The organism is Natrinema salsiterrestre, from assembly GCF_029502005.1.
In the GTDB taxonomy this organism is placed as follows: Archaea; Halobacteriota; Halobacteria; order Halobacteriales; family Natrialbaceae; genus Natrinema; species Natrinema salsiterrestre.
This window is the reverse complement of record NZ_JAMQOT010000001.1, coordinates 833447-859655: the sequence shown is the minus strand read 5'-3', so window position 1 is coordinate 859655 and position 26209 is coordinate 833447. Positions and strand designations below refer to the sequence as shown.

The following is a 26209-nucleotide window of genomic DNA, read 5'->3' as shown; positions in this document are numbered from 1 at the left end:
GGCGCGATTCTGTTAGTAGCTTTTGATCGCCGGGCGAACTGTCCACCGGCGCGAAACGAAGCGCCGTCCCCGACGCGGTTCCCGTATCGCCCCGCCGGCGTCTCCGACCGACCACCGCAAGTATGACATGCGGTAACAAGGCTTATTATGCAGCTGTTCGTAGCGTTGGTTGAGGACCGACGAAACAGGTCCAGACTGACGAAATGAGCTCCTCACCACCGGAAACCGAGACGTACGAAGTCACGCTCTCCAGAGACGAGCAGTGGGTCGTTCACCACGTCCTGTCGAACCGCCTCGACGAGGCGCTCGACGCGGACGAAACACCGCCGGAGTGGGTACTCGAGGGAGTCGAGACGCTCGAGACCGACGGCGACACGGACCGACTCACTGCCCCGCAGGCCGACCGCATCTACGACGTGGTAGCCGCGTACGTCGACCGGGAGGAGACACCCGACCGGGACGTCGCTCCCGGCTCGTCCGTGCTCGACCAGCTCGAACGCGTTCGCAACGCCGAGGCGTAGCTCGCCGGTTCGATTTTTTCCGATCCGTTCGCTGCCGTAGCGTCGGCCTCGAGTCCGAACGTCACTCGCCGGTCAGGGCCGCGTCGTCGCCCAGACGGCCGTAATCGCCAGCAAGAGTGCGGGTGCCAGCGGGAGAATCAACAGCGCGAAGCGATAGCCCTCCGCGCCCGGCGGAACGAGATAGATCGCGATCGGGGCGACGATAAAGGCGAAAAACAGGACGCCGACGAGGATCCAGCCCCGCCAGTCGAACTCGCGGTCGACCGTCGCGGGATGGGCCGGTCCGCCACCCTCGCTGCCGTCGGCCGGCTCCTCGTCCCCCCGTTCACCGCCCGAATCGGCGTCGAAGGCCGATGGATCGTGGACGTACCCGCCGTCGTCGCTCGAGCTCACAGTCGGATCGTTCGAGCGCACAGTAAAAGCCCTCACGGTTGGCCAACCCCTGACTGCCGCCGATCGGCTCGGTCGTCGGTCGGTTCGCGGGCCGGCCGTCGATCGGCCCGACTAGAGTTCGCTGTCCGGCCGGACGACGACCTTCCCGAACCCTTCGCGATTTTCGATGATTTCGTGCGCACGCGCGGTCTCGCTCATCGGCAGCTCCTCGCGGATCGCCGGCTCGAAGGTGCCGTCCCAGACGAGTTCCATGACGTCGTCGACCTGGCCGGGCGTGGCCATCGTCGAGCCGATGATCTGGAGCTGGTTCCAGAAGATGCGCGGAATGTCCGTCTCGGGGTTGCCGCCGCCGGTCCCGCCGCAGGTCACGAGGCGGCCGCCCTTGGTGAGGCTCTTGAGCGAGTTCTGCCAGGTGGGCGCGCCGACGTGCTCGACGACGACGTCGACGCCGCGGCCGTCCGTCTCCTCGAGGACCCAGTCCGCGAAGTCCTCTTCCTCGTAGTTACAGACGTGGTCCGCGCCGTGCTCGCGGGCGTAGTCGAGCTTCTCAGCCGTGCTGCCGGTCGCGTAGACCTCCGCGCCGGCGTAGTCGGCGATCTGGAGCGCCGCGTGGCCGACCCCGCCGCTCGCGCCCAGCACGAGCACGTCCTCGCCGGCCTCGAGCTCCGCGCGCTCGATGAGCATCCGCCAGGCGGTCTGGAAGACCAGACAGCTCGAGCCGGCGACCGACCAGTCGACGTGATCGGGGACGGGAATCAGGTTGTCCTCGGGGACCGCGGCGTACTCGGAGTGGACGCCCGTGACGTGTTCGCCGATGATGTGAAAGCGCGGGTCGAGCGTCGGGTCGTCCATCCGGAGATCGCCGACGCCGGCCGAGACTGCGACGTGATCGCCCTCCTCGAAGCGGGTGACGTCCTCGCCGACGTCCTCGACGACGCCGGCCCCGTCGCTGCCCGGAATGTGGGGCATTTCGAGGTCGATTCCCGGCATCCCCCGCCGCGTCCAGATGTCGAGATGATTGAGTGCGGCCGCTTTGATGTCGACCAGTACCTCGTCCCGCTCGATCTCGGGGTCGGGATACTCGCCGTACTCGATGACGTCCGTGTCGCCGTGCTCGGTGATCTTGACCGCGTCCATGCGTAGACGAAGGAGAGACCCGCTGATAACAGTTGGTGAGACGGATCGTACCACCGCTATCGCGGTCCGCTTCGCTCCGCACTCGCGGCTATCGACTCGTCCCGGCACCGTGAGAGCGACCGAAGCGCCTGCAAGCGAGGTCGAACGAGAGACGACGCTGCATCCGACGCGAATCGGGAGCGACGATAGCGGTGCCACTCGATGCCGGACCGTTTTCCCGCCGGCGCCTCGAACGAGAGGTATGAACGAAACGGACGCGGGCGATGAGACGACCGCCAGCGCGAGCGAGACACTCTGTACCGGCGTCGTCACGATCGCGTCGGATCGGAGCCTCGAGACCGACGATTCCGGCGCGGAAATCACGAGCGCACTCGAGGCCGGCGGCCACGAGATCACGGTGCGAGAACACGTGGTCCCGGATCACGACAACGTCCAGTCGATCGTCTCGCGACTGATCGATCGGACCGACGTCGACGTCGTGATCACCGCCGGCGCGACGGGGGTCGAACCGACCGACATCACTATCGAGGCCGTCGACCCCTTGCTCGAAAAGGATCTCGACACCTTCAGCGAGCTGTTCACCGTGTTGTCCCACGAGCAAGTGGGAACGAGCGCTCTCACCACCCGAACGCTCGCCGGGATCACCGACGGAACGCTGGTCTTCTGTCTGCCGGGCCGGGCCGACGCCGTTCGGCTCGCCCTCGAGGAGATCATCCTGTCGGAAGCCCCCGAACTGATCGAACTCGCACGGGGGGACGAGCCGGACGTCGAGGTCGGCCAGGGCGGGGAAGACAGCGAGGACGGTGACGCGAACCCGACCGAAACCGACGCGGCCGACGGAGGTGTGTGACGTGGGGCCCGTCGACGACGATCCTGACGAAACCGACGGCACCGACAAGCAGTCTCTCCGCGAGCGCGTCTGGGACGACCTCGAGGAGAGCGGCGTCGCCCGGTTTCCGTTTCCGCCCCACGGCCGAATTCCGAACTTCGCCGGGGCGAGCGAGGCCGCCGACCGGCTGGCCGAGCAAGCCGAGTGGGAGGCGGCGACGGCGATCAAAGCGAATCCCGACGCGCCGCAGCTCCCCGTCCGGCGGCGAGCCCTCCGCGAGGGAAAGACGGTCTACATGGCCGTGCCGCGGCTGCGAGACGAGAAGTGCTTCCTGAAACTCGATCCCGAGGAACTCGAGGACTACGACGCGGCGACGACCGTCTCCGGCTCGTCGAAACACGGCGAACAGGTCGGACCCGACGAGATCGACCGCGTCGACATGATCGTCTCCGGCAGCGTCGCGATCACCGACGACGGCGGTCGGATCGGCAAGGGAGAGGGGTACAGCGACCTCGAGTACGCCGTGCTCAGGGAACTCGGACTCGTCGACGACGCGACGCCGGTCGCGACGACGGTCCACGAGCGCCAGCTGATCGACGAGCCGGTCGCGATCGGGCGCCACGACGTCGCGATGGATCTCGTCGTCACGCCCGAGCGGGTGAGACGCCACGACGACAGCGACCAGCCGTCCGGGATCGACTGGCGCCTGCTCACGGCCGAGCGACTCGAGGAGATTCCAGTACTCCGGGCGCTTCGAGACCGATAGCTGCGGTTCGCTCGCGACTCACAGTGTCGGCGGTCGAACTCGCGATGCGGGAGCGCTCGACAGAAAGGGGTCCATCCCCGGCACGCGGCGAGTTCCGCCGCGTGCCGAATGCCAGATTGCAGGGTGCGACGCGAGCGGGTGGGAACGCCCGCGTCGAGGCAAATCGGTTGGCAGTGGTGGGGAAGGGTGCTGTGGTGGGTTGCTGGAAGTCGCGGGAGCAGGTGGTGGTGGTGGATGCCGTTGGTGGGGTCTGCCCGCCGACCTCCAGTAGCCAGTACCCGCCGATCCCACTTGAACGCGGGTGATGGTATACGTGCCTTACGCCGAATTCCACCGAATTCAATCCGATTTTATTTGGCCGAAAAACCGCCCGAGAACGTTTATACCGGCTGTATGGTGCTCGAAACGGGAATCAGGTCGGAGACGCCGTCCGGGGACTCGGGTCACTGCTGTCCCGTCCACGGGCCGGGTCCGTCAGTCGACGAGTTCGTCGGCGACGACGGTCGCGTCCATCAACTGCGGATCGATCGCGATATCGAGTTGCCCTTTGACGAACTCGGGGACGGTCCGCCGGGCGTAGACGACGGTCCGTACGTCCTCGTTCAGGTCGCAGACGATCGGAATCGTCGTCGCCTGCCCGACGTCGGTCAGGACGTACAGGTCTGCCTCGACGACGCCCGCTTCCTCGAGTTGCGGGCGGGAGATGACGCCGTCGATCCGGCTCACGTCGACGCCCTCGTCCTCGAGTGCTACCGCGATGCCGTCCTCGTCGGGGCCGGCGACGACTGCGGTCGTGTGCACACTCATTCGTACTCGATGGTCGCGGGCGGTTTGTGGGTCACGTCGTAGACGACGCGGGCGACGTTCTCGTGGGACCCCGTGATTCGGGACTGGATGCGCTGGAGGGTGTCCCAGTCGATCTCCTGGGCGCGGGCGGTCATGCCGTCGCGCGATTCGACCGAGCGCACGGAGACGACCCAGCCGTGGACGCGGTTATCGCCCTTGACGCCCGTCGCCTTGCCGATGACGGCCGCGAGCGCCTGCCAGGGCTCGTACTCCTCGAGTTCCTCTTCGACGACGTGGTTGGCCTCGCGAGCGACCTCGAGTTTCTCCTCAGTGATCTCGCCGATGATCCGCACGGCCAGCCCGGGGCCGGGGAACGGCATCCGTTCTGCGACGAGTTCGTCGAGTCCGAGGTGGCGCGCGACCTCGCGGACCTCGTCCTTGTAGAGGTCGCGAACCGGTTCGACGATGCCCTCGAAGTCGACGATCTCGGGGAGGCCGCCGACGTTGTGGTGGGATTTGATCCCGCCCTCGCTCTCGATGCGGTCGGGGTAGATCGTCCCCTGGACGAGGTAGTCCGCGTCCGCGTCTTTGGCTTCGCGCTCGAACTCCCGGATGAACTGCTCGCCGATGATCTCGCGCTTCTCTTCGGGATCGGTGGTTCCGCCGAGCGCCTCGAGGAACCGGTCTTTCGCGTCGACGATCCGCAGCGAGTCCATGTAGTCGAACGTCTCGCGGATCTGGTCGGTCTCGCCCTTCCGCATCAACCCGGTGTCGACGTAGACGGGCGTGAGTCGGTCGCCGATGGCCTCGTAGGCCAGGGCGGCGGCGACCGAGGAGTCGACGCCCCCCGACAGGGCGATGACGGCGTTCGCGTCGCCGATTTCGTCGCCGATCTCTGCAACTGCGTCCGGAACGAACGTGTCTGTGTCTACCATCAGTGAGTTACCTCGGTTTCGGTGTCAGCGTCTGCATCCGCGGCCTCGTCCTCGTCGGCGGATTGCTCGAGGACGGCTTCGACGAGCCCGAGGAACGGCGGGCTCGGTTGCCCGGGTCGGGACGTGTACTCGGGGTGGAACTGCGTCCCGACGAAGAACGGGTGGTCCTCGAGTTCGAGGATCTCCATTCGGTTACCCGCGGTGCCGGAGAAGACGAGCGGTTCGTCCTCGAAGGCGTCGAAGTATTCGGGGTTGACCTCGTATCGGTGGCGGTGGCGTTCGGAACAGGACGTGTCGCCGTAGAGCTCGTAGGCCAGCGTCTCGGGCTCGATCACGGTCGTGTGCTCGCCCAGCCGCATCGTCCCGCCCATGTCCTCGACCTCGTATTGTTCGGGCAGGATGTCGATGACGGGGTGGGGCGTGTCTTCCTCCATCTCCGCGGAGTGAGCGCCCTCGAGTTCCAGCACGTTCCGGGCGTACTCGACGACGGCCATCTGGAAGCCCAGACAGAGCCCGAGGAACGGAACGCCGTTCTCGCGGGCGTACTGGACCGCTCGGATCTTGCCCTCGGAGCCGCGCATCCCGAACCCGCCGGGGACGATGACGCCGTCCATCCCCTCGAGTTGGCCGTCGTAGCCTTCGCTCAGTTCGTCGGCCGCCACCCAGTGGACGGTGACGTCGCTGCCGACCTCGAAGCCGGCGTGCTTCAGCGACTCGTGGATCGACATGTACGCGTCCTCGAGGTCGTACTTGCCGACCAGCGCGATGTCGATCTCGCCGGTCTTCTCGGTGGTGACGATGTCGCGCCACTCGTTCGTTCGTTGACCCTCGGGGAGCGCCTCATCGGCGAGCCCGAAGTGCTCGAGGACGTACTGGTCGAGCCCCTCGTCCTCGACCATCAGCGGGACGTGATAGACGTCCTCGACGTCCGGGTTCGAGAACACCGCTTCGGTGGGAATGTCACAGAACAGCGCGATCTTCTCCTTGGTCTGGGGATCCAGCCGATCCTCGCAGCGGCCGACGATCACGTCGGGCTGGAGCCCGATCGAGCGGACCTCCTTGACCGAGTGCTGGGTCGGTTTGGTCTTCTGCTCGCCGTTCTTCGAGTAGGGAACGAGGGTGACGTGTGTGAAGAGGACGTTCTCCTCGGGTTCCTCGTGGGCGAACTGGCGTAGCGCCTCGAGGTAGGGCATCCCCTCGATGTCGCCGACGGTGCCGCCGACTTCGATGATACAGACGTCGGTACCCTCGGCGGCCTCGCGGATCCGGCGCTTGATGTCGTCGGTGATGTGGGGAATGATCTGGACCGTCTTACCCAGGTAGTCGCCCGCCCGTTCCTTCTCGATGACGTGCTGGTAGGTCTTCCCCGTCGTGATGTTGTGGTCCGAGGTCATGTCGATGTCGAGGAACCGTTCGTAGTTCCCGAGATCGAGATCGACCTCGCCGCCGTCCTCGAGGACGTACACCTCCCCGTGCTGGTAGGGGTTCATCGTCCCCGCGTCGACGTTCAGGTACGGATCGATCTTCACCGCGGTGACGTCGAACCCGGCGTTTTTGAGGAGCCGGCCGGTGCTCGCGGCCGTGATCCCCTTCCCGAGCCCCGACATGACGCCGCCGGTGACGAAGATGAACTTGTTCCCCAGCGAGGGGTCATAATGAGTGTCCGATTCCGTCGGCATACCGAGTGTGCGCGCGACCGCTTGAAAACGATTTCGGGACCGCACTGCCACCGACAGCGGTTGTCATTCCCCGTCGGTGGGGTCGCCGCCTGCCGTCTCCCGCTCCGGGAACACGCTCGTCCGATCGGAGGCGGTGTCCGCCGAAGCGTGCGCCGGTCAGGGCTCCTCGTCCATCGATTCCTTGCCGTAGCCTTCGTCGTCCTGAGACGCCTTTCCCTCGGCTTCCCCTTCCTCGACCTCGAGGTCCTGCACCTCGACGATCTCGGCCTGCGCGACGTTCTCGATGCCGCCGCCCATGCGCAGCTGGATCGTCTGCCCGGGGAGGTCCGGGTCGTCAGCGTCGGTCGGCTCCTTCGGGACGGAGACGGCCGTGACCCCGTCGATCGTGAGCGACCGGCGCTGAATCGGATCGTCCTCGTGCTCGACGGTGTCCCACGTCTCGACGTCGAGGTCCGCCATCTCCTCGCCGAAGTAATCGTCTGCGTCCGGGTTGACCGTGTCTTCGGTCTGGGACTCGCCGGTCGTCCTGTTATCGTCGAACTGTACCTCCTCGTGTTTGTACTGCCGGAGCTGTACGAGCATCGCGGAACCCACCACGAGCAGCGTGTTAATGCTTACAGGTACCCGGCAGGACCACCGAGTCTCGAGTTCCGTGACTGTTTAGGGAGTAACAACACCGGATTTATTTTATACGCAGAAACCGAAGTCGCGAACACAGTGGCATCGCACGAACGACGCACGCGCATCGAGATCGGCGAGCCCGATATCGGCTTTCAGGCCGGCTTCGGGTTCTACCTCGGGATCGTCGTCACCGGGATCGTAGCGGTCGCGGGGGTAGTCGCCGACGCGTCCACCGCGACGCTGCTCGGGGTGCTGCCGAGTACCGTAACGGCCGTCGCGATCGTCGGCCACATCTACGCGAAACGCGCGTACGGTCTCCCCGAAGCGATCGGGGGGAGCCGGTGGCGACGGCTGGCCTGTTACGCGCCGGCGGTGGCGTTCGTAGCCCCGTTGTTTATCTCTTCGATCGATACCTCTGCTCCACTCGTCACCGCCACGATCGTCTTCGCCCTCCTGACCGCCGTTTCGGGGTTCGGACTCGAGCAGATGGCCAAGAACCGCTACCTCGATGCGATCACGGCGGACAATCCGGCCGCGACTTGGACGTGGTACAAGACCGGCATCCGGAACGACGAACGCGTGATGAGCGCGTTCATGATCGCCACGATCATCATCGGACTCGGGATGGCGGTGACCGGCAGCGTGGTCGGACTGGTTTGGGTGGTGTACGGAACTATTTTCCTGCTCTCGGCACATTCCGACTTCGGCGGTGATTGGTACGATTTCGACCCGAACGACCGGTGGAACCCGCCGGAAATACGCGCCCACGAGGCCGGCCTCCGCATCGACAAATCGTACCGGAAGTCGTTCGTCCCGTGGAACGCGATCGACGACGTTCGATTGACCGACGACGAACTCGTCCTTGAACGACGCCGGTTCGGCCGCCATTCTCGATGGTTCGACATCCGCTGTGACCGGTCGGGGATCGACGACCCCGAGGGCGTGCTGGCGGATCTCGAGCGGGTTCGGTGTCGAACCGGGAATACCGCTGTCGGACACCGATCGGTCTAGTGTCAATCCGGTTCACTCGAGAGAACAGCGAGGCAGGCGATCATCACTGATCGGTCCGCTCTGCCCTTCGGTTTCCGGCTATCCCGAGTTCTGCAATTAGTTTGATAAGCACCCGGTCTTCACAGTTCAGCATGGATCTCACGAGTGGTACTCGACGGGTCGAGTGCAGTGGTAGCGAGACGCGTGCTCTCGAGGCGAACGGTCACAGCGATGGCGAGAGCGTCGACGGCGTGAGACTATGACGGAGCCGAAACCGATCAGTCGGCGTGAATTCACGGCCGCTATCGGAAGTGGCGGAATCGCAGGTCTCGCTGGTTGCACCGGCGGTGGAGACGATCAGTCGACTGCTGACAGTTCGTCCTCGGTTACCATACACGGATTATCAGAACTAAGCGGTTAGAGGAGCTGCGGTCAGGTGAGGTTTAGAGTGGAAAAGTAGGGGGTTTGGGGCGGATTCTAACCGACTTGTGTTACAACCCGACTTCTCGCCCAGCTTCATTTTCGTCTTTTGTGTTTGACAGAACCGAGACAGTATGGGAGCACTTATGAAACTATACCATAACGAGCTACTGTGAATAGACGCCAATTCCTTGCCATTACTGCCTCATCCAGTACAATCGCTGTTGCAGGTTGCTCAGGTGGTTCTACATCTGACAACGACGGGACGGGAACCCCAACCGACGAGAGCACTCCGACCGACACGGAAACAGCAACTGAAAATGAAACTGAAACTACGGCGGAGACGACGACAGAGGAAGACAGTCCGACGGCAACTGGCGAGCCTGACGACGAAGTTGCTGACGGCGTGATTGAGACGCTTGCTGACTATGAGTATGTTGCAAAGCGCCCAGATGAGTTCGTTGGGACGGAGATTAGCTGTGACGGACTCGATGGCGACCTGCGGTACTACAATGAGTACGGCGAGGATTACTCGGCGTTCCGTGCGCTGTTCGAAGAGGGAACTCGTCCGTTTATGCTGAAGACTGACGATGATGACTTTATGGATACTGCACAAATCGAGTTCTCGGGGACTGTTGAGAAGATTGAAGACCTTCAGAAAACGCCCGTCATCTATGTCGAGAATGTGATGATTGAGTACTGGCGGAATAACTAAATATACTAGAACATCTCCGAGAGTTCCGAACACCCTGCGAGACCGCTTATCGCTCCTGTACTAAGAGCGAGCGCCTGCCGACGGGATGGCGTCAAGCGGTGTATCCTGTCGGGCGCTTCGTCCCGATCATCAGTCATAAACGAATTCGAATCGGGAAGGCGGATATAGATTCTGGGTAGATTACGGGCCTACTTCCCCCAGAAGGGGTCCCGACTGCGCTGCTTGTCGAGGTACATGTTCAGCGCCTCGAGCTCGTCGCCGGGGATCTCGCTCGCCAGTTCCTGCTCGAGGATCTTCGCGTGTTTCTCGGGGATCTCGATCCAGAGTTCGTCGTCCTCCTCGATCTGGCGGCCGACGGTGGGGCCGTCGATGGCGACGGAGACGCGGTTGCCCGCCCGGGCCTCGTCGACGTCCTCGCCCTGTTCCTGAATGCCCTTGACCTGGCCGACGCGGTCGGGCTCGTTCCCCGCGAATTTGACGACGTTCGCGTTGTTCTGGATCGTTCCCGAATTCACCTCGACGCCGACGACCGCGGGGTCGTTCTGGCGGAAGGTGTGATCCGGGAGGATCCGGAACCGGGCGGGCCGGGTGATGTTGTCGAGGATGGTGTCCTGCTGGGCCTGCTCGATCCCCTCGACGTACTCCTCGTACTCCTCGATGAGCTGGTAGATGACCTCATCGGTGAAGATCTCGACGTCCTCGATCTCCGCGCGCTGGTGGGCGTCCTCGAGGGTGTCGACGTTGAACCCGAGGATGGCCTTCTGTTTCCCGTCCTCGGCGGTCGAGGCGACGGAGACGTCGCGCGGGGCGACGTCGCCGACCTCCGCACGGACGATCGGAACCTCCGCGTCATCCAAGGCGTCGGCCATCGCCTCGAGGCTGCCGAGGGTGTCGGCCTTGACGACGACCCCTTCTTCGGCGGTGTCGACGGCGATACTCGCGAGTTCGGCCCGGACTTCCTCGATGACCTCGTCGACGTCGCGGTCGCGAACGACACGGACCGGCGCGCCGGCCATCGCGTCGGCGAGCTCGGGCGCGGCGACCTTGATCCCGGTCGCGGCCGACACCTCGTCGACCTTTTCGAACCGGCTCTCGGTCCGGATCTCGGCCAGCGGCCGCGGCTGGAGCAGCGCGCGGACGTCGGTGACGATGGGTTCGTTCTGGCCGCCGACGACGATCCGATCGTCCGAGCGGATCGTCCCGTCGTACAGCACCGTATCGATCGTCGTTCCGAACCCTTTCTCCTCTTTGACCTCGAGGACGGTGCCCACGCCGGGGCCGGCGACGTCGATCTCCATCTCCTCTTTCATGTAGCGCTGGGAGAGCCCCATCATGACGGTCAGGAGGTCCGGCACGCCTTCGCCGGTCATCGCCGAGACGGGGACGACGCCGACGTTGCGCTGGAAGTTCTGGACCCGCCAGTAGAGGTCGGCGGAGAACCCCTCGTCGGAGAGGTTGCCGATGATCTCGTAGAGGCTCTCGTCGAGGCGCTCGCGCACGCGGTCGGACTGGGACTCGTAGGTGTCGTTGATCGGCGCGTCCTCGTTTGGGTTCCACCCGGGGACGGTGTCGATCTTGTTCGCCGCGACGATGAAGGGGGTCTCCGAGCGCCGGAGAATGTCCAGGGCCTCGAGGGTCTGGGGCTGGAAGCCGTCGTTGACGTCCACGACGAGGATGGCGATGTCGGCCAGCGCGCCCCCGCGGGACCGGAGCGTCGTAAAGGAGTGGTGACCCGGGGTGTCGATGAAGAGGAGGCCGGGGAGGTCGAAATCGTCCGGGTCGACGAGATCGCCCGCGATCGTGGAGATGATGTCCAGCGGCACGGCGGTCGCGCCGATGTGCTGGGTGATCGCGCCTGCTTCGCCCTCGATGACCGCGGAGCCGCGGATCTTATCGAGGAGACTTGTCTTGCCGTGATCGACGTGTCCGAGGACGGCGACGATCGGCGTTCTGAGGGATGTGGGGTCGCGTGTATCCGTGTCCGACATGATGAACCACCCGAGAAGGTCTTACCTAAATCGTCCGTAGCGCCGTAGTTAAACCCATCGTCATCCGCGTTCGGGAGCAGAGGCGAAGCCGGCGATCGAGACGGCGGCGGATCGGTCGCCTCGAGCGGCCGTTGTTGGAGGAGACGAATTCATTTTAACTCATCGTGTGACGTTCCTTTCACCACGACCCGTATTCCGACCGGTCGATACCGGCCGGGTTTCGCCGGCCGTGCGCGAGATCCCCGTGGTTTTTAATACCGATTAGTAAGAACGGGTATGCATGAGTGATATACTCGCTGAAAACCTCTCGGGGAAGTCCGTCATGGGGTCCGACGGCACCGAGCTCGGACTGCTCTACAACATCACCATGGATCTGAAATCCGGCAAACTCCACGATCTCGTCATCGAGCCCGACGAGGAACTGTCCCGGCGCGCCGTCGATTTCGACCGCAACGACGGCGGTCGCTTTCTCGTTCCCGTCAACCGCGTCCAAGCGGTGAAAGACTACATCGTCGTCCAGCGCTAACGGTATGTACGTTCTCGACTCCTCCGCTTTTATCCACGACTTTCACACGACAGAACAGACTGCGACCATCCCGCTCGTCCGCGAGGAACTCGAGGACGAGAGCGCCTATCGCTATGACGCGATGGAGGGCTCCGGGATGCACATCCACATTCCGAACGACGACACCACCGAGAAGGTCGAGCGCGCGGCTCGCGAGTCCGGCGATCTCGACGTCCTCTCGGAGACCGACGTTCGGCTCGTCGCGGCGAGTTTCGAACTCGACGCCACCCTGGTGACCGACGACTACGCGATGCAAAACGTCGCGGAGAAGCTCAACGTCGCGGTCGAGGTGATCGCTCGGGAGGGAATCGACGAACAGCGCCACTGGCAGTACCAGTGTCAGGGCTGCGGGCGGGAGTTCGACGAGGAGAAGGATCGGTGTCCGATCTGCGGCTCCGAACTGGCGCGGAAGAACCCCTCGTAGCCCGCGGTCGCGTTCGATCGCGGGTGGTCGTTTAGTCGAATACCGTTGCGACAGTCGATCGATCAGTCAGCCGTACGTAAAGTAGAGGTTCGCGAAGAGGAGCGCGTTGTACACGCCGTGGATCAGGGCCGGGACGAGGAGGTTGTCGGTCCGCTCGTAGATCGTACCGAGGACGAGCGCGAGTCCGAAGATGGTGCCGAGGCTGGCGATCACCGCGCCCAGCCCGGCGGTGGCGTACGCGAGCACGTGGACCGCCGCGAAGATGACGCTGGCCACGGCGACGGCACCGGGCCGCGAGAACGTCTCGTACAGCGATTTCTGGATCACGTTCCGGTAGAGCAGCTCCTCGAACGGACCGATGATCAGGATCGCGAGCGGGACCAGCACCAGCATGAGCTCGGGGTTGTCCTGTGCCCGCTGGGTCGTCGAGTGCTCCGCGCTCTCCACGCCGGTCGACTGCATCAGCGTGGAGATCACGAACAGCGTCCCGAAGAGCACGAGCAGTCCCCCGACGGTCCAGGCGACGTCCCGCAACGTCGGCCGGCGAACGTCGATAAACGACAGATCGCGATCGGTTAATGCGAGGTAGCCCGCGGTGACGAGCACCGTTCCGATAGCCATGCAGACCTGGGTGAAGACGGTGTTTTCGATCTGCGAGAGCGGCTCGAGGAGCGGCACGACCGGAATCGCGAGGACGACGACCACGATCGGCGTGGCGAGGAGCCCCGCGAGACCGACTGCAGACAGCATGAGCGCCTGCAGACTCCGGCGTTTCAACCCGGCGCTGTCGATCCCGAAGTAGTCCGCGACCCCGATCGCGGCGGTAAACCCCGCCGCGACGAAGGCGACGAACACGATCGGAACCGACACCGATACGGTCGGGACGGCCGCGGGTGCGGTGATTCCCTGATTCAACGCGTAGCCGGCGAGCAGGACGACGGCAACGCTCGAGCCGGCGGCGACCGCGCCGCCGATCCGGCGCTCGAGACCGCCGTGGCGTCGGACCAGAAAGGTGAACACGGCCGCGAGGGCGAACGCCGCTCCGGCGAGGACGATCGGGTCGTCGACGCCGCGTCGGACGGGGACGAGCATGGCCACCATCGTGATTCCGGCGAGCACGGTCCCGATTCCGGGAACCGCGTCGGACGCGACCGGGCCGGCGTCGTCGGCCCGTGCAGTCTCGGTCATACGTGTGTGTTCGTCTGAGGACGCATATGCGCACCGCAACCGGACGACCGGGACTCGCGGACGACTACCGTTCGATGCGGAGCTCCGTCTTGTCCGCGACCGCCTCGGCCTCCTCGAACTCGCCGCCGCCGAGGAGCCCGCGGGTCGCGTTCTTCGCCCACTCGACGGCCGGCTGCTCGAACGTGTTCACGCCGTAGAGTTCGCCCGCGAGCACGCAGGCCGCTTCCATCCCGTACAGGAGCCCGCCGAGTTCGTACTCGTCGACGCGCTCGAGTTCGACGCGGACGTTCGGCCGACCGGCCGCCGCGAGGCTGGCCTCCGTGGCTTCGAACTCGGCCTCGAGCAGCTCGCCGAGCGTCGCGTCGCCCAGATAGGCGAGATCCTCGACGTCGGTGGCCGGAATCGATCGATCCGTGCCCTCCTGCGTGGTGACGAAGGTGACGAGCTTGTCCCGCGGGCCCGCTCGGTAGAGTTGCAGTTGCGAGTGCTGGTCGGTGACGCCGAGCGCCCGTACCGGGGTCTGCCCGAGGTCGTCTTTGCCCAGGCTCTCCGCCCACAGCTGGGCGAACCACTCCGCGGACGTCTCCAGCGACTCCGCGTAGGGCATCACGGCGTTGATCCCGGCTCCGCGCTCGTCCAGCGCGTAGGTCGTCGCGCCGTAGGCGTAGGCCGGGCAGTCGAACAGCGAGCCCGACAGCGTCTCGCGCTCGGCGGCCGCGCCCGCGAGCAGCGCCTCGAGGTCGTGCCCGCAGACCGCGGCGGCGACCATGCCGACCGCCGACAGGGCGGAGAATCGTCCGGGGACGCCGTCGGGAACCTTCAGCGACGGCAGATCGTGACGGTTCGCGAGGTCGCGGAGGGGGCCGGCCTCGCCGGTCGTGACGATCGTCCGCTCGGTCCAGTCGACGCCCGCGTCCTCGAAGGCCTCGCGGACGACGAGGAAGTTCGCCAGCGTCTCCGCCGTCGTGCCCGACCGCGAAACCACGTTGATCGCCGTCTTTTGGAGGGGGAGTCGCTCGAGGTGGCTCGAGACCCACTCGGGATCGACGTTGTCGAGGAAGACCGTCTCGGTGTCCGACTCCAGGGCGTTCGCGATCGTCGCCGCGCCGAGCGAGCTGCCGCCGATTCCCACGGTGATCAGGGCATCGGCGTCCGCGACCGGCTCGACGGCCGCTCGAATCTCGTCGGGATCGGTCCGCTGGGGGAGGTTCAGCGCCTCGTAGCCGTGTTCCTCGTTCGCCATTCCCGCCTCGATTCGCTCGTGGGCGGCCGCGACCTGCTCGTCCAGCCGTTCGAGGGACTCCCTCGAGACGCCCGGCGACGCGACGGACGCCAGCGCGTTCCCGATGTCGACGTTCATACGGGAGCACGCGACCGCCCGGGGTAAATGCGTTCCGTGATCCGTCCCGAATTCACCTGTAATCCGTACGAACCCTCCCGCGTTCGGCGGAGTCTCCCCCGACCCACCACGTGTGTAGGGATCAGCCTTACGCGCCCGTTTCGCCTACCGTGGAACGCATGTCCAGTCATACGCCGTCCGAACCGATCGACGTCTTGCTCGTCGAAGACAATCCGGGCGACGTTCGTTTGACGCGGGAAGCGTTCAAAGCGGTCGACAGCGAGATCGAGTTCCACACCGTGACCGACGGCAGAGAGGCGACGACGTACTTCGACGTCTGCGAGACGGACACCGCGAGCACCGATCCGGACCTCGTGCTCCTCGATCTGAACCTCCCGCGAGTCGACGGGATCAGGGTTCTGGAGCTCCTCCAGAACGAACTCGACTACCCGCCACCGCCGATCCTCGTCCTCTCGAGTTCGAGCGCGGACGAGGACGTCCGCAGGAGCTACGACCGCGCTGCCAACGCCTACCTCACGAAACCCGACGGCCCCGACGAGTTCGACGACCTGGCGCACGCGATCGAGGACTTCTGGATCGAGTCGGCCCACCACCCGCCCGCCCCGTCGTAACGCCCGCCGGAGACGGTGTCGGGCGAAAGCCGAAACCCGGAAACCGATCCGCCCGCTACGATCGCCCATGACCGAAAAGACGGGCACCTTCGTCGTCACCCACGCCGAAGCGGAGTCGGCCGTCGTCCGCGACGTCGAGACAGCACAGGTCCACACCCTCGGGTCGAACCCCGGCCTCGAGGTCCACGACGTCCTCGAGGCGACCGTCGCACCCGAGCCGCCGATGGAGGTCACCTGGGAGGTGATCGACGTCGACGACAGACGCGCGATCGAACTGGTCGACAGCGACCTCGAGCCGACCACGCACGAGAAAGAACTGGCGGCCGAGAGCGACGTCGGCGACCTCGTCCAGGAGGAGCGTGCCGGAACCGGCGAGATCCACGTGTTCCGCCTCCCGGAGGGAGAGGCCGAACCCGCGGCCCGGGACGTCCTCGACGACGAGGAGACGCTCGCTCGCGCGGCCCGGCTCGAGGCGGTCCGCGTGGAAGTACGGCGCTCGGCCGACGACGGCGTGTTGAGCGTTCGCTACCTGCCGGATTGAACGGTATCGATTACGAGACGGACGTGCTGTCGCCCCGCGATCGTGGGACACTGACTCGTATTGGTCGAATTGAGAAGGCTTACTTCGGGGGACTCCGAGTGGTCCGATATATGGCGTATTTCGACGTACCGGAGATCGAGTACACCCGGTACAGTAACCGCCAGCTCGCGGCGGTTCCGCTGGCGGTCCTCGCGGTAGCATTGCTCGTTCTCAGCGGTTCGTTTCTCGTGTACGGCACGCCGGTCCCGCTGGGAATGGACTTCGCCGGCGGGACGGAACTGACCGTCCAGACGACGACGCCGGAAGGCGAGATCGCGGCGTCGTTCGATCAGACTCCCGAATCGGTGACCGGGACGGGGACCGAAAACCAGTATATCGTCCGGTTCTCCTCGACGGACTCCGCGGCGCTGACCGATCAGGCCACGGATTCGGACACCGGACTAGAGCCGGACGGTGACGCCGAAATCGTCCAATCGGTCTCGTCGACGTCGGCGAGTTTCGGTGCGGGGAGCCAGCAGACGGCGATGCTCGGATTGGTCGTCGCCTTCGTCGGGATGAGCGCCATCGCGTTCCTGCTCTTTCGGACGTTCGTCCCGTCGATCGCGATCGTCATCTCGGCGTTCTCCGACCTCGTGATCCCGCTGGCGTTCATGCGCCTCGTCGATATCCCGCTCTCGCTTGGGACGGTCGCCGGTTTGCTGATGCTGATCGGATACTCGGTGGACTCGGACATCCTGTTGAACAACCACGTCCTGCGACGGAGCGGTGACTTCTACGAGAGCACGTATCGCGCGATGCGGACCGGCGTCACGATGACCGTCACGTCGATGGCCGCGATGCTCGTCATGGCGGTCTCGGCATACGTCTTCGGCATCGGCCTGCTCGCCTCGATCGGTATCATTCTCTTCGTCGGCCTCGCGGCGGACCTGATGAACACCTACATGTTGAACCTGTGCCTGCTTCGCTGGTACAAGTTCGAGGGGGTGCGACGATGAACCCGATCGCCGCGGTCAAATCGAACTGGCGGATCCTCCTGCTCGTGGTGTTCGTCAGCTTCGCCGTCGTCGCCCTGTTCGTCCCCGGCGGTATCATGGCCGACGACAGTCTCGGCGGAAACGAGAGCGTCCAGGAAAGCCCCACGAACCTCGAGTTCGGGCTCGGACTCGAGGGCGGCACCCGGATCAGGGTGCCGGTCACCGGGATGACCGCCGAGGACATCGCGTCCGACGCGGTCAGCGAGGAGGGGCAGGTCGATCAGGAGCGACTCGAGGAGATCGAGGGGACGGTGGAGCAGGAACTCGATCTCGATCCGGCCAACGCGAGCGTGGACGTCCAGGAGGACGGGACCGTCACCGCCGAGGTGTTCACCGGCAGCGTGACGCAGGCGGAGTTCGCTGCAGCGTTGCAGTCGGCGAACGTCGACGCGTCGGAGGACGATATCCGTGACGGCGTCACGCAGTCGACCCGCGATCAGATGATCGAGACGATCCAGACGAAGATCAACGCGGCGGGGCTCTCCGGCGGGACGGCCTACGAGCAGACGACGGCGACCGGCGAGCACTACATCGTCGTCGAGGTGCCCAACATGGGCGCCAACGAACTCCGGAACATCCTCTCCGAACGCGGGGTCGTCGAGGTCGTCGCGTACTATCCCGGGGAGAACGGGAATCAGACCAACGAGACGGTGCTGACGGGCGACGACATCGCCACCGTCGACCCGCCACAACAGCGCGAGCAGGGAGACGGATACGTGGTCCCGATACAGGTCCGGGAAGAGTCCGCACAACAGTTCCAGGGGCGAATGAACGACATCGGATTCACCAGCGACGGGGTCGGGATGTGTAACCTCCGTGGTGACGGCGAATCCATCAGTTTCGATCACGAGGGTGAACAATACTGTCTCCTGACCGTCGCCGATGGCGAGGTCGTCGATGCTCACAGTATGGGCGACCGGGGCGGCAACGGACTCGCGACCAATATGAGACAGGGGACCTGGGCAGACGATCCGACGTTCCAGATGGGCGCACAGAACCAGCAGGACGCCCAGTCGCTCTCGGTCAACCTCCGCGCCGGGAGCCTGCGCGCGCCGCTCGACTTCAGCGAGAGTCAGGTCTACTCGATCGAAGCGGCCCACGCCGACCAGTTCAAGCAGTACTCGCTGCTGATCGGGCTGCTCTCGGTCGTCACCGTCAGCGGCGTCGTCTACGGCCGATACACCGACACGCGCGTCGCCCTCCCGATGATCCTCACCGCCGTCGCGGAGGTGGTGGTCCTGCTCGGGTTCGCGGCGGTGATACGCATGCCGCTGGATCTCTCCCACGTCGCCGGGTTCATCGCCGTCGTGGGGACCGGGGTCGACGACCTCGTGATCATCGCCGACGAGGTGATGGACGAAGGCGACGTCAGCTCGGAGCGGGTCTTCCAGTCGCGGTTCCGCAAGGCGTTCTGGGTCATCGGTGCCGCCGCGGCGACGACGATCGTCGCCCTCTCGCCGCTCGCGGTGCTGAGTCTGGGCGACCTCCAAGGGTTCGCCATCATCACGATCCTCGGCGTGCTCATCGGGGTGCTCATCACCCGACCGGCCTACGGTGACATCCTGCGACGGCTGCTGACAGATCAGTAACCGGCGGCTCCGAGCAGTATTTTATCGGTCGTTCCGACACCGCGGACACCAGTCTACGGTTCCGTTCTCACCGTGTGCCCGGACGAAATCGTACGACACGGCGCTCTCACAGGTAGTACAACGCGGCATACACTCACCACGGCAACGCACTCGGTGGACGGTAAATAGCGAACAGCCTGCGATCGCAGCCGTCGCTCGAGGCCCTGACCCAGTCCGTCTGACGGTTACAGGTAGCCGGCTACCCGGTATCGGCAGCGGCCCGCCGCGATGTTACTCCCGCTCGAGATCGCGCTGGAACTCGTCGAAGACCTCGAGGTCGTCGGGGAGGTCGTACTCGAGACGGCGCTCGTCCTGTCGGTTGGTGCCGGCGTCGTCGACGGGCGTGGCGACGTCTTCCCAGCCGGGTTTGATCTTGACGCTCTTGGCGGGCATCCCGATGGCGATGTGGTGGGCGGGGACGTCGTGCTGGACGATGCCGCGCGCGCCGACGATGGCGTTTTCGCCGACCTTGCAGCCGGCGCGGACCATCGCGTCGTAGGTGAGGCGGACGTCGTCCTCGACGACGGTGTGGTAGTTGCGGACTTCGGTCTGGTCGACGACGTCGTGGTCGTGGCTGTAGATGTGAACGCCGTCGGAGATCGAGACCCGGTCGCCGATCGTGAGTTTCCCGCGGTCGTCGAGATGGACGTCGTCGTGGATGATCGTGTTGTCGCCGACCGTGATGTTGTGGCCGTAGGTGAACGAGATGCCCTTGAAGAAGCGGCAGTCGTCCCCGCAGTCCTCGAACAGGTGGTCCGCGAGCATGCGGCGGAACCGGAGCGCGAATTCGACGTTGTCCGCGATCGGGAGGCTGTCGAACTGCCGCCAGAGCCACTGGATGTGTTTCGAGCGGCGGAACTTCTCCTCGTCTTTCTCGGCGTAGTATTCGCTCTCGAGGGTCGTGTTGCAGGGATCGTAACTCTGCAGACGGACGCGTTCGGCCGGCGAGACGGACTCGCCGCTCTGCCAGCGTTCGTACGCCTCGCGGTCTCCCGAGAGATCGATCAGGACGTCTTCGACGACCGAGCAGGTGTCCTCGTCGCTCGAGAGCCGTCGATCGACCTCGTCGATGAACTCGCGCATCCCCGATTCGGCCTCCTCGGGGAGCGACACGTACCGCTTTGTCATACCCCGAGGTATTGCCCGCCGAGTTGATAGGGGTTCGGTTGTGCGTTCCGGGTTGCCGGACCCGCTCGCACGCGGGTTACCCCTGGTTCCAGAGGGCGAACCCGCGGTATCGGCTCACTCGCGCTCGGACTGCCAGGTCGAGAGAATGAGTGCGGGCAACGCGAGTGCGCCGACTACGAGCAGCGCGCCGGCGACGACGGTTCCGACCGTGACGCGGTTGACGGGCGTCTCGAGGAACCGCGTCGCCCAGGCCCCGAGCACGACGACGGCGAGGAGGACGACCAGCAGGAACCGGCTGTGGTTTCGGGAACGGGGATCCGCCATACGGATACGTGTCAGCCACACCCCAAGAACGGTTCGACTCGGACCGGTCGGCGCGATCCCGAACTCGTTCGGACCGGCCGCTCGAGCGTTCCGCACGCCATAAGTTCCCCCGCTACGAAGGGGTCGATATGCAACACAGCGAACTGGGCGACTCGGGCGTCGAGGTCAGCGAGGTCGGCTTCGGCGCGTGGGTCGTCGGCACCGACTGGTGGGGCGACCGGTCGGCGGACGACGCCATCGAGATGGTCCAGTACGCCGTCGATCAGGGGATCACCTACTTCGACACGGGCGACGTCTACGGTCACGGCGACAGCGAAGAACTGCTCGGGCGGGCGCTGGCCGACGTCCGCGACGAAGTCACCATCGCGACCAAGGTCGGCTACGATTTCTACAACAACCCGCAGGCCGGCCACGGCGAACTCCCCAAGGAGATGGACCCGGAATATCTCCGAGACGCCGTCGAGAAGAGCCTCGAGCGCCTCGACGTCGACTCGATCGACGTCCTGCAGCTTCATAACGCCGACGTCGACGAGATCACTCCCGACGTGCTCGAGTTGCTGGACGAGCTCGAGGAGGAGGGGACGATCGACGCGACCGGCCTCGCGCTCGGTCCGTCGATCGGCTGGCTCGCAGAGGGCGACCTCGCGATCGAGGAGGAGTTCGACTCCGTGCAACTGGTCTGGAACATGCTCGAGCAGGAGGTCGGGAACCACTTCCTCGAGACGATCGAGCGAACGGGTTCGTCGACCAGCCTCATTCCCCGCGTCCCGCACTCCTCGGGAATCCTCAACGAGCAAGTCACCCCCGACACCGAACTCGGGGAGGGCGACCACCGCGGGTTCCGTCCCGAAGAGTGGTACGAGACCGGCTGGGAGAAACTCGAAAAATTGCGCTTTTTGGAGCGCGCGGAGCCACGCTCCGCGGCTACCTCGAGCGAGCGAGGCTCGCGAGAGCGAGACGGCGAGCGTACGATGGGACAGGCGTCGATCGCGTGGCTCCTGAGCCACGAGTCCGTCGCGACCGTGACGCCGACCTTCCGCACGAAAGGCGACATCGACGAGTGGACGGCCGCCAGCGACGTCCCGAAGCTCTCCGACGAGGAGATGACCCGCGTTGCGGAGCTCTACGAGACCAATTTCGGCATCGACCGCGACGACGGGATGGACGCGCTGCGCTCGTCCGTCGACGGCGACGACATCGAATCGGCCGGACTCGACAAGCTCGCCGCGGACTGATCGGACCGGGCTCGAGCAGACCGAGGTGAGCGGCTCACTCCGCTTCGGAGTCCGCGAACCTGAACTCGAACCCCAGTTTCCCGTCCGTCTTCACGTTCACGCCGCCGAGCCGGTCCGAGAGCTGTTCGCGCGCTCCGGAGCTCGGTTCGACGGTGACGGAGACGCTGTTGCTGTCGGCGTTGTACGTGATGTTTCCGACGGTGACGTCGAACTCGAAGAACTCCGGAACCTCGTCCCTGAGTCGCGCTCGCACGTCTTCGACCTCCGACTGAACGTCGGACATCTCGTCGTTTAACGTGCTCATTTGTATTGCTAGCAGTTACCACTGCTTAACGATTGACCTGTATTTCGCAACCTGCGAGAGCACTGCGGGGGAGTGAGCCGGACGAGCGCGATGGTCGCCTATATATACGTCCTCTATATCTGGGTCGTCCCCCTAACGGGAAGCGGACCGAACGGTTCTATCGTCGGCTGGATCCCGTCGCGGAATTCGCCGAGACTGTTCGGCGAGTTCACCGCGCCGACGGAGGACGACAGTGAGCCGGCGAGCACCCGAACGAACCCGAACCCCACCATGAAACCGTACGAATTCACCTGCCCGGACTGTCGTCGAGAGATCACGGTAACCGAACCGATGCGCGAGGCGACGCTGGCGAACGGCTGTCCCGTTTGCGGACGGTCGGTAGCCGAGGACCACTTCACGAGCGCTCCATCGCAGGCGGAACACGCAGATCCCGTATAGCGGAGCCGACGGCAGTGCGTTTCCCGACCGATCTCGCACCTACCGGCGCTTCTGATACGGCTATCCACCGGTTCGTGTATCGTGGCGACGACCAGTCGCGCTCTCGAGTCTCGAGCAGCGACTCGACCCCGGATACGGGGCACAGCTGAGACCAGCACACAGCGCGAGCCGTCGGCCAGAAGAGCTATGCGACGGTCAGCGCGTCTCCGGGTATGACCCTTCACCGCCGGACCCGTCTCACCGTCACTGCGGCGGCGCTCCATCCCGGGACGACCGTTCGCTACCACTATCGAACCGGGACCTCGCTGGCTACCGTCGTCGAGCGAACCGACCGCCACGTCGCGTTCATCGGAACGGACTGCGACGGTACCTTCACGCACGGCCAGATCGAGCGACTGATCGACGACGGGCGTCTCGAGGTCGTTCTCGACGACGAGGTCCACACGCCGGATAACCGGTCGGAGTGAGATCACAACTGCCGACGCTCGTCTGTCCGTCCGGTGCTGTTCGATCACGCTATTCACGAATGATAGAGGATGCAGTCGGTTCGTTCATCTGTCGTCCGGTAGAGAGAGTGAGTAGACACGGACGAATATTCGAACGAGGAATCGGTAAAATACATATAGATACAATACAGTATAATATTCGTGAGCTACTTGTTCGTTCCCGGCGGAATGGGTCCTCCCGAACTGCTCGTATTCTTCGTCATACTCGCCGTTTTTTTCGCGGTTCCGATAGCGATTATCGTCAGCATATACGAACTGTTCGCTGGAAGCGGTGACGATGAGCGGGTGAGGGAACTCGAGCGACGCGTCGAGGAACTCGAAGACGAGCGCTCGTAGCGACCCACTCTACTTCGAGAGGGCGCGCTCGACGGCCTCCGCAACGTCCATCGCTTTCTCGGCCAGGTCCTCGGCGACCAGCCCGTCGTCGACGGCGTCCTCGAGTTCGTCCGCGTCGACGATCTCTACCGTTCCGTCGCCCCGCCGGATGACGTCGACGTAGAGGTCGACGTAGCGCGCAGTGTCCGGGAAGAGTTCGACCGGCGTACAGACGTTGACGTACGTTCCCTTCGCCGCGCCGCTCGCGTCCTTGTACGTCGTCGGATACCACCAGCGCCCCTCGCGGAACTTCGTCACGGCGACGTCACCGGACTCCTTCGGCGCGCCGAGCGCGTCGTAGCTCCCGCCGGCGCTCATCGAGCGCTCGAGGGTGACCTTCCCCTCGGGGTCCCAGTCGGTGATCTCACCGCGACCGAGCGAGACGAGTCGCCCGTCGGGTTTGCCGTGGCCGATCTCGAGGCGGTCGCCGCTGGTGGGGCCGAACTGGTGTGCGACTGCGGCGAAGGGAAACGCGCCGTCGTCGCTGTCGGCACCCGCACCGACCGAGCCGTAGACGGCCTCGGCGAAGTCGACCGCCGGGCTCGCGGCCCGATCGGCCGCCTTCGTCCGGTGGTGGCCCGGCATCGTCGTCTCCACGCGCCGTCGAACGCCGTCCAGCGCGAACCGGGTCTCGCGGCCGAACCAGCACCACTCGGTTCGCCGGGGCGCGGCGAGCAGCCCCGGTTCGCCGGGGTCGTCCGGCGCGTCGGCGAGGGCGTCCTCGAGCGCCCGCGCTCGATCGACGGCGGCCTCGAGCGCCGCGCCCATCGCCTCGAGGTCGGCGTCGGCGGCCGCGTGCTGCCACCGAACGCCCCACCCGTCGGGTGCCTCGACGGAGAGCAGGTCGGTCATGCCGACCAGTTCCTCGCCCCGCGTACCGCGAAGCGCCGCGGAGACGCCGGTCCGGTCCTGCGAGAGCGTACAGAGCCCGCCCTGGATCTCGATCGTCGGCCGGACGCGCGGCCGGTCGTCGTCCCACGACGGGGCGGGTTCGTGGACCTGTACTCGGTACCGGTCGCCGGCGTCGACGTACCCGTCGGCGTCGTCGTAGTTGAGGTACCCGCGCCGTCCGTCGCCGAGGTCGACGACCGCGCCGCTGCCGCCGCCCGCCTCGAGAACGTCCGCGTCGAAGACCGCGCCGCGAGGAACGTCGTCCGCCCAGCGGAAGCTATCGATCGCGAGGCCGGCGAGTTCGCCGGCGACCGTCTCGACCGCGTCTCCGTCGCCCGAGAGTTCGACCCCCTGCCGGTCGCGGGTCGTCTCCAGCGTCACGTCGGCCGGCGCGGCGTCGAACGATTGCTCGAAGCGCTCCCGGATCGGCTCGGAGGCCTGCACGATCTCGCAGCCGGCCTCGCTCAGTAGCTGCGTGAGTGCCGTCGTGTAGATGCCGCGGACTCGAGCCGTCGTCATCGCAGGACTTCGCGGTCGGCGGCGAAGCGCACCCGGTCGTCGATCGTCGGCCCGAGCGTCAGTTCGACGTGTCCTTCGTCGAGAATGCGGCCATCCTCGACGTAGACGCCCCACGTCTCGAAGCGCAGCCATCCTCGCATCTCGTCGGCGTGGGTCGTGAGATCGGCGTAGTCGACGTCGTGTTCCGGGTACTCCGAACTCGAATGTGCCATGTCCATGTCGGAGTAGACGGTGTCGTGCTCGTCGAAGAAGGCCTCGAGCGCCGCCGCGTCCTCGGCGACGGCCTCGACGACTGCGTCCGAGGCTGCCCGGAGGTCGTCGGTCTCGAGGCCGACGTCGCGAAGCGCCCGCTGGGTTCGCTGGTCGAAGTGCATACGCGCCGGTTGGGCCGGGAGACGTTTGATAATTCCGAGTTCCCGCTGGCCGCTCCGGGCAGTCGACTCGCAGTCAGCCGCCGCCGCGAACGACGTGTCCGTATTTCAGCAGGCCGACGAAGACGACGCCACCGACGGCGTTGCCGGCGGTCGCCAGCGTGAGGAATTTCACGTAATCGAGTACCGACACGGTAGGCGAGACGAACACGCCGAACAGTACCTCGACGTTCCCCGCGATCGAGTGTGGCAGGTGGAGGATGCCGATCGAGGCGGTCACGAGCCAGATGATGAGCAACCGGCTCGTCGTCTCCTGTGCCGCGGTGATCAGCCACGCCAACAGCCCCATGAGCCACCCCGCGAGGATGGCGGCGACGAACAGCCACCTGAGGTCGTGATCGACCAGCTTGTGGGCGATCGTCCCGAACGCCTCCGGCGCGGCGACCCCGAGATTGGGCATCAGCGTCACGATGAACGCGGTGAACACGGCACCGCCGACGATGTTACTGATCCAGACCAGCCCCCAGACGCGAACCAGGTTGCTCGCGGACGCGCGGCCGTCGAGTACCGGCATCACGGCGAGGGTCGTGTGTTCGGTGAACAGCTCCGAGCGCGCGATGATGACGAAGATGAATCCCACGGCGTAGGCGCTCGCCAGTAACAGCTCCGTGCCGAGGTCACCGTAGCCGCCCTCCGAGAGCGTGAGCAACACTGCCATCAGTAGCGGCCCGAAGCCGATGTCGAGACCCGCCGAAAATCCCGATAGCAAGAGCCCGGTCGGTTCCCGTTCTATCTCGTGGAGCCCGGATTCGATGAGCGACTCGAGGATGTCCGGCGCGGGGGTCTGATCGCCGGAAATCGGTGGTTTTGGATCTGATTCGCCCATGTTACGTTTGTCCGTCGTCCGCGATCTCGAGCGTTCGGTTCTCGGACCCGATCATACGGGACCTACGGAGCAAGGGTGGAAAAAACGTGTTGCGCTCGACC

At 65.2% G+C, this 26209-nt stretch carries 31 protein-coding genes; 15 read left to right on the top strand and 16 right to left on the bottom strand.

Going from position 1 to position 26209, the window contains the following annotated elements:
* Window positions 1-203 precede the first annotated feature (203 nt).
* Window positions 204-521 (top strand): DUF7853 family protein, encoded by a 318-nt coding sequence (locus NDI89_RS04265; protein WP_277520272.1) that lies wholly within the window; start codon window positions 204-206, stop codon window positions 519-521.
* 72 nt (window positions 522-593) lie between these two features.
* Here the strand turns inward: NDI89_RS04265 and NDI89_RS04260 are convergent, their stop codons facing one another.
* Together NDI89_RS04260 and NDI89_RS04255 are read right to left on the bottom strand one after the other, a co-directional pair.
* On the bottom strand, window positions 594-914 hold the full coding sequence (locus NDI89_RS04260; RefSeq protein WP_277520271.1) for a DUF7977 family protein: 321 nt from the start codon (window positions 912-914) through the stop codon (window positions 594-596).
* A gap of 111 nt (window positions 915-1025) precedes the next feature.
* Entirely contained in the window at window positions 1026-2051 is a 1026-nt protein-coding gene (locus NDI89_RS04255; protein WP_277520270.1) for a zinc-binding dehydrogenase, read from the bottom strand.
* A 241-nt stretch (window positions 2052-2292) separates the two neighbouring features.
* Between NDI89_RS04255 and NDI89_RS04250 the strand changes: the two genes are divergently transcribed.
* Complete coding sequence (locus NDI89_RS04250; RefSeq protein ID WP_277520269.1) at window positions 2293-2901, top strand: MogA/MoaB family molybdenum cofactor biosynthesis protein; 609 nt, start codon at window positions 2293-2295, stop codon at window positions 2899-2901.
* A gap of 1 nt (window position 2902) precedes the next feature.
* Window positions 2903-3646: a 5-formyltetrahydrofolate cyclo-ligase gene (locus NDI89_RS04245; RefSeq protein ID WP_277520268.1), complete on the top strand. Its 744-nt coding sequence runs from the start codon at window positions 2903-2905 to the stop codon at window positions 3644-3646.
* Window positions 3647-4120: 474 nt separating this feature from the next.
* Here NDI89_RS04245 and NDI89_RS04240 read toward each other — a convergent pair whose 3' ends face one another.
* From NDI89_RS04240 to NDI89_RS04225, 4 genes are all read right to left on the bottom strand, one after another.
* Window positions 4121-4453, bottom strand: coding sequence for a DUF7126 family protein (locus tag NDI89_RS04240; protein ID WP_277520267.1), 333 nt, complete (start codon window positions 4451-4453; stop codon window positions 4121-4123).
* Window positions 4450-5367, bottom strand: coding sequence for a glutamine-hydrolyzing GMP synthase (gene guaA, locus NDI89_RS04235; protein ID WP_277520266.1), 918 nt, complete (start codon window positions 5365-5367; stop codon window positions 4450-4452). Before guaA ends, NDI89_RS04240 begins: the two co-directional genes overlap by 4 nt.
* Complete coding sequence (pyrG, locus tag NDI89_RS04230) at window positions 5367-7046, bottom strand: CTP synthase (protein WP_277520265.1); 1680 nt, start codon at window positions 7044-7046, stop codon at window positions 5367-5369. The genes guaA and pyrG overlap by 1 nt, the downstream gene beginning before the upstream one ends.
* A gap of 156 nt (window positions 7047-7202) precedes the next feature.
* On the bottom strand, window positions 7203-7628 hold the full coding sequence (locus NDI89_RS04225) for a hypothetical protein (protein WP_277520264.1): 426 nt from the start codon (window positions 7626-7628) through the stop codon (window positions 7203-7205).
* Window positions 7629-7763: 135 nt separating this feature from the next.
* On the opposite strand from NDI89_RS04225, the gene NDI89_RS04220 reads away from it, so the two are divergent.
* Window positions 7764-8678, top strand: a complete 915-nt coding sequence (locus NDI89_RS04220; RefSeq protein ID WP_277520263.1) for a PH domain-containing protein — start codon at window positions 7764-7766, stop codon at window positions 8676-8678.
* 571 nt (window positions 8679-9249) lie between these two features.
* Window positions 9250-9792, top strand: coding sequence for a hypothetical protein (locus tag NDI89_RS04215; protein ID WP_277520262.1), 543 nt, complete (start codon window positions 9250-9252; stop codon window positions 9790-9792).
* A gap of 188 nt (window positions 9793-9980) precedes the next feature.
* Here NDI89_RS04215 and infB read toward each other — a convergent pair whose 3' ends face one another.
* Window positions 9981-11780, bottom strand: coding sequence for a translation initiation factor IF-2 (gene infB, locus NDI89_RS04210; protein ID WP_277520261.1), 1800 nt, complete (start codon window positions 11778-11780; stop codon window positions 9981-9983).
* Between the two features lie 280 nt (window positions 11781-12060).
* Between infB and NDI89_RS04205 the strand changes: the two genes are divergently transcribed.
* Complete coding sequence (locus NDI89_RS04205; RefSeq protein WP_226004359.1) at window positions 12061-12306, top strand: PRC-barrel domain-containing protein; 246 nt, start codon at window positions 12061-12063, stop codon at window positions 12304-12306.
* A gap of 4 nt (window positions 12307-12310) precedes the next feature.
* Window positions 12311-12769, top strand: a complete 459-nt coding sequence (locus NDI89_RS04200) for an NOB1 family endonuclease (protein ID WP_277520260.1) — start codon at window positions 12311-12313, stop codon at window positions 12767-12769.
* Between the two features lie 66 nt (window positions 12770-12835).
* On the opposite strand, the gene NDI89_RS04195 is transcribed toward NDI89_RS04200, so the two are convergent.
* Both NDI89_RS04195 and NDI89_RS04190 read right to left on the bottom strand, forming a co-directional pair.
* Window positions 12836-13957, bottom strand: coding sequence for a CPBP family intramembrane glutamic endopeptidase (locus NDI89_RS04195; RefSeq protein WP_277520259.1), 1122 nt, complete (start codon window positions 13955-13957; stop codon window positions 12836-12838).
* Window positions 13958-14021: 64 nt separating this feature from the next.
* Complete coding sequence (locus tag NDI89_RS04190; RefSeq protein ID WP_277520258.1) at window positions 14022-15317, bottom strand: glucose-6-phosphate isomerase; 1296 nt, start codon at window positions 15315-15317, stop codon at window positions 14022-14024.
* Window positions 15318-15475: 158 nt separating this feature from the next.
* On the opposite strand from NDI89_RS04190, the gene NDI89_RS04185 reads away from it, so the two are divergent.
* The 4 genes from NDI89_RS04185 to NDI89_RS04170 all read left to right on the top strand — a co-directional run bounded on the left by NDI89_RS04185 (window position 15476) and on the right by NDI89_RS04170 (window position 19092).
* Window positions 15476-15928, top strand: coding sequence for a response regulator (locus NDI89_RS04185; RefSeq protein WP_277520257.1), 453 nt, complete (start codon window positions 15476-15478; stop codon window positions 15926-15928).
* A 67-nt stretch (window positions 15929-15995) separates the two neighbouring features.
* The gene (locus NDI89_RS04180) at window positions 15996-16469 is read left to right on the top strand and encodes a DUF5812 family protein (protein WP_277520256.1); all 474 of its coding nucleotides are present in this window, start codon (window positions 15996-15998) and stop codon (window positions 16467-16469) included.
* A gap of 110 nt (window positions 16470-16579) precedes the next feature.
* Window positions 16580-17464 carry a protein translocase subunit SecF gene (gene secF, locus NDI89_RS04175; protein ID WP_277520255.1) on the top strand — a complete coding sequence of 295 codons (885 nt, stop codon included), beginning with the start codon at window positions 16580-16582 and terminating at the stop codon, window positions 17462-17464.
* Window positions 17461-19092 (top strand): preprotein translocase subunit SecD, encoded by a 1632-nt coding sequence (locus tag NDI89_RS04170; protein WP_277520254.1) that lies wholly within the window; start codon window positions 17461-17463, stop codon window positions 19090-19092. Before secF ends, NDI89_RS04170 begins: the two co-directional genes overlap by 4 nt.
* A 21-nt stretch (window positions 19093-19113) precedes the next feature.
* On the opposite strand, the gene NDI89_RS24040 is transcribed toward NDI89_RS04170, so the two are convergent.
* From NDI89_RS24040 to NDI89_RS04160, 3 genes are all read right to left on the bottom strand, one after another.
* The gene (locus tag NDI89_RS24040) at window positions 19114-19221 is read right to left on the bottom strand and encodes a DUF7563 family protein (protein ID WP_425607745.1); all 108 of its coding nucleotides are present in this window, start codon (window positions 19219-19221) and stop codon (window positions 19114-19116) included.
* 141 nt (window positions 19222-19362) lie between these two features.
* Complete coding sequence (locus tag NDI89_RS04165) at window positions 19363-20259, bottom strand: acyltransferase (protein ID WP_277520253.1); 897 nt, start codon at window positions 20257-20259, stop codon at window positions 19363-19365.
* A 114-nt stretch (window positions 20260-20373) separates the two neighbouring features.
* Entirely contained in the window at window positions 20374-20583 is a 210-nt protein-coding gene (locus NDI89_RS04160; RefSeq protein ID WP_277520252.1) for a hypothetical protein, read from the bottom strand.
* Between the two features lie 128 nt (window positions 20584-20711).
* On the opposite strand from NDI89_RS04160, the gene NDI89_RS04155 reads away from it, so the two are divergent.
* Entirely contained in the window at window positions 20712-21818 is a 1107-nt protein-coding gene (locus NDI89_RS04155; protein WP_277520251.1) for an aldo/keto reductase, read from the top strand.
* A gap of 34 nt (window positions 21819-21852) precedes the next feature.
* Here the strand turns inward: NDI89_RS04155 and NDI89_RS04150 are convergent, their stop codons facing one another.
* A complete protein-coding gene (locus NDI89_RS04150) occupies window positions 21853-22122 on the bottom strand; it encodes a hypothetical protein (protein WP_277520250.1) in 270 nt (89 codons plus the stop codon).
* Between the two features lie 270 nt (window positions 22123-22392).
* On the opposite strand from NDI89_RS04150, the gene NDI89_RS04145 reads away from it, so the two are divergent.
* From NDI89_RS04145 to NDI89_RS04135, 3 genes are all read left to right on the top strand, one after another.
* A complete protein-coding gene (locus tag NDI89_RS04145) occupies window positions 22393-22560 on the top strand; it encodes a DUF7560 family zinc ribbon protein (protein WP_277520502.1) in 168 nt (55 codons plus the stop codon).
* A 212-nt stretch (window positions 22561-22772) separates the two neighbouring features.
* Window positions 22773-23027 carry a hypothetical protein gene (locus tag NDI89_RS04140; protein WP_277520249.1) on the top strand — a complete coding sequence of 85 codons (255 nt, stop codon included), beginning with the start codon at window positions 22773-22775 and terminating at the stop codon, window positions 23025-23027.
* 189 nt (window positions 23028-23216) lie between these two features.
* Entirely contained in the window at window positions 23217-23402 is a 186-nt protein-coding gene (locus tag NDI89_RS04135) for a hypothetical protein (RefSeq protein WP_277520248.1), read from the top strand.
* A 9-nt stretch (window positions 23403-23411) separates the two neighbouring features.
* Here NDI89_RS04135 and NDI89_RS04130 read toward each other — a convergent pair whose 3' ends face one another.
* The 3 genes from NDI89_RS04130 to NDI89_RS04120 all read right to left on the bottom strand — a co-directional run bounded on the left by NDI89_RS04130 (window position 23412) and on the right by NDI89_RS04120 (window position 26108).
* Entirely contained in the window at window positions 23412-24851 is a 1440-nt protein-coding gene (locus NDI89_RS04130) for a ribonuclease FAU-1 family protein (protein WP_277520247.1), read from the bottom strand.
* On the bottom strand, window positions 24848-25225 hold the full coding sequence (locus tag NDI89_RS04125) for a DUF7532 family protein (RefSeq protein WP_277520246.1): 378 nt from the start codon (window positions 25223-25225) through the stop codon (window positions 24848-24850). Before NDI89_RS04125 ends, NDI89_RS04130 begins: the two co-directional genes overlap by 4 nt.
* A 73-nt stretch (window positions 25226-25298) precedes the next feature.
* The gene (locus tag NDI89_RS04120; RefSeq protein ID WP_277520245.1) at window positions 25299-26108 is read right to left on the bottom strand and encodes a formate/nitrite transporter family protein; all 810 of its coding nucleotides are present in this window, start codon (window positions 26106-26108) and stop codon (window positions 25299-25301) included.
* Between the last annotated feature and the right edge of the window lie 101 nt (window positions 26109-26209).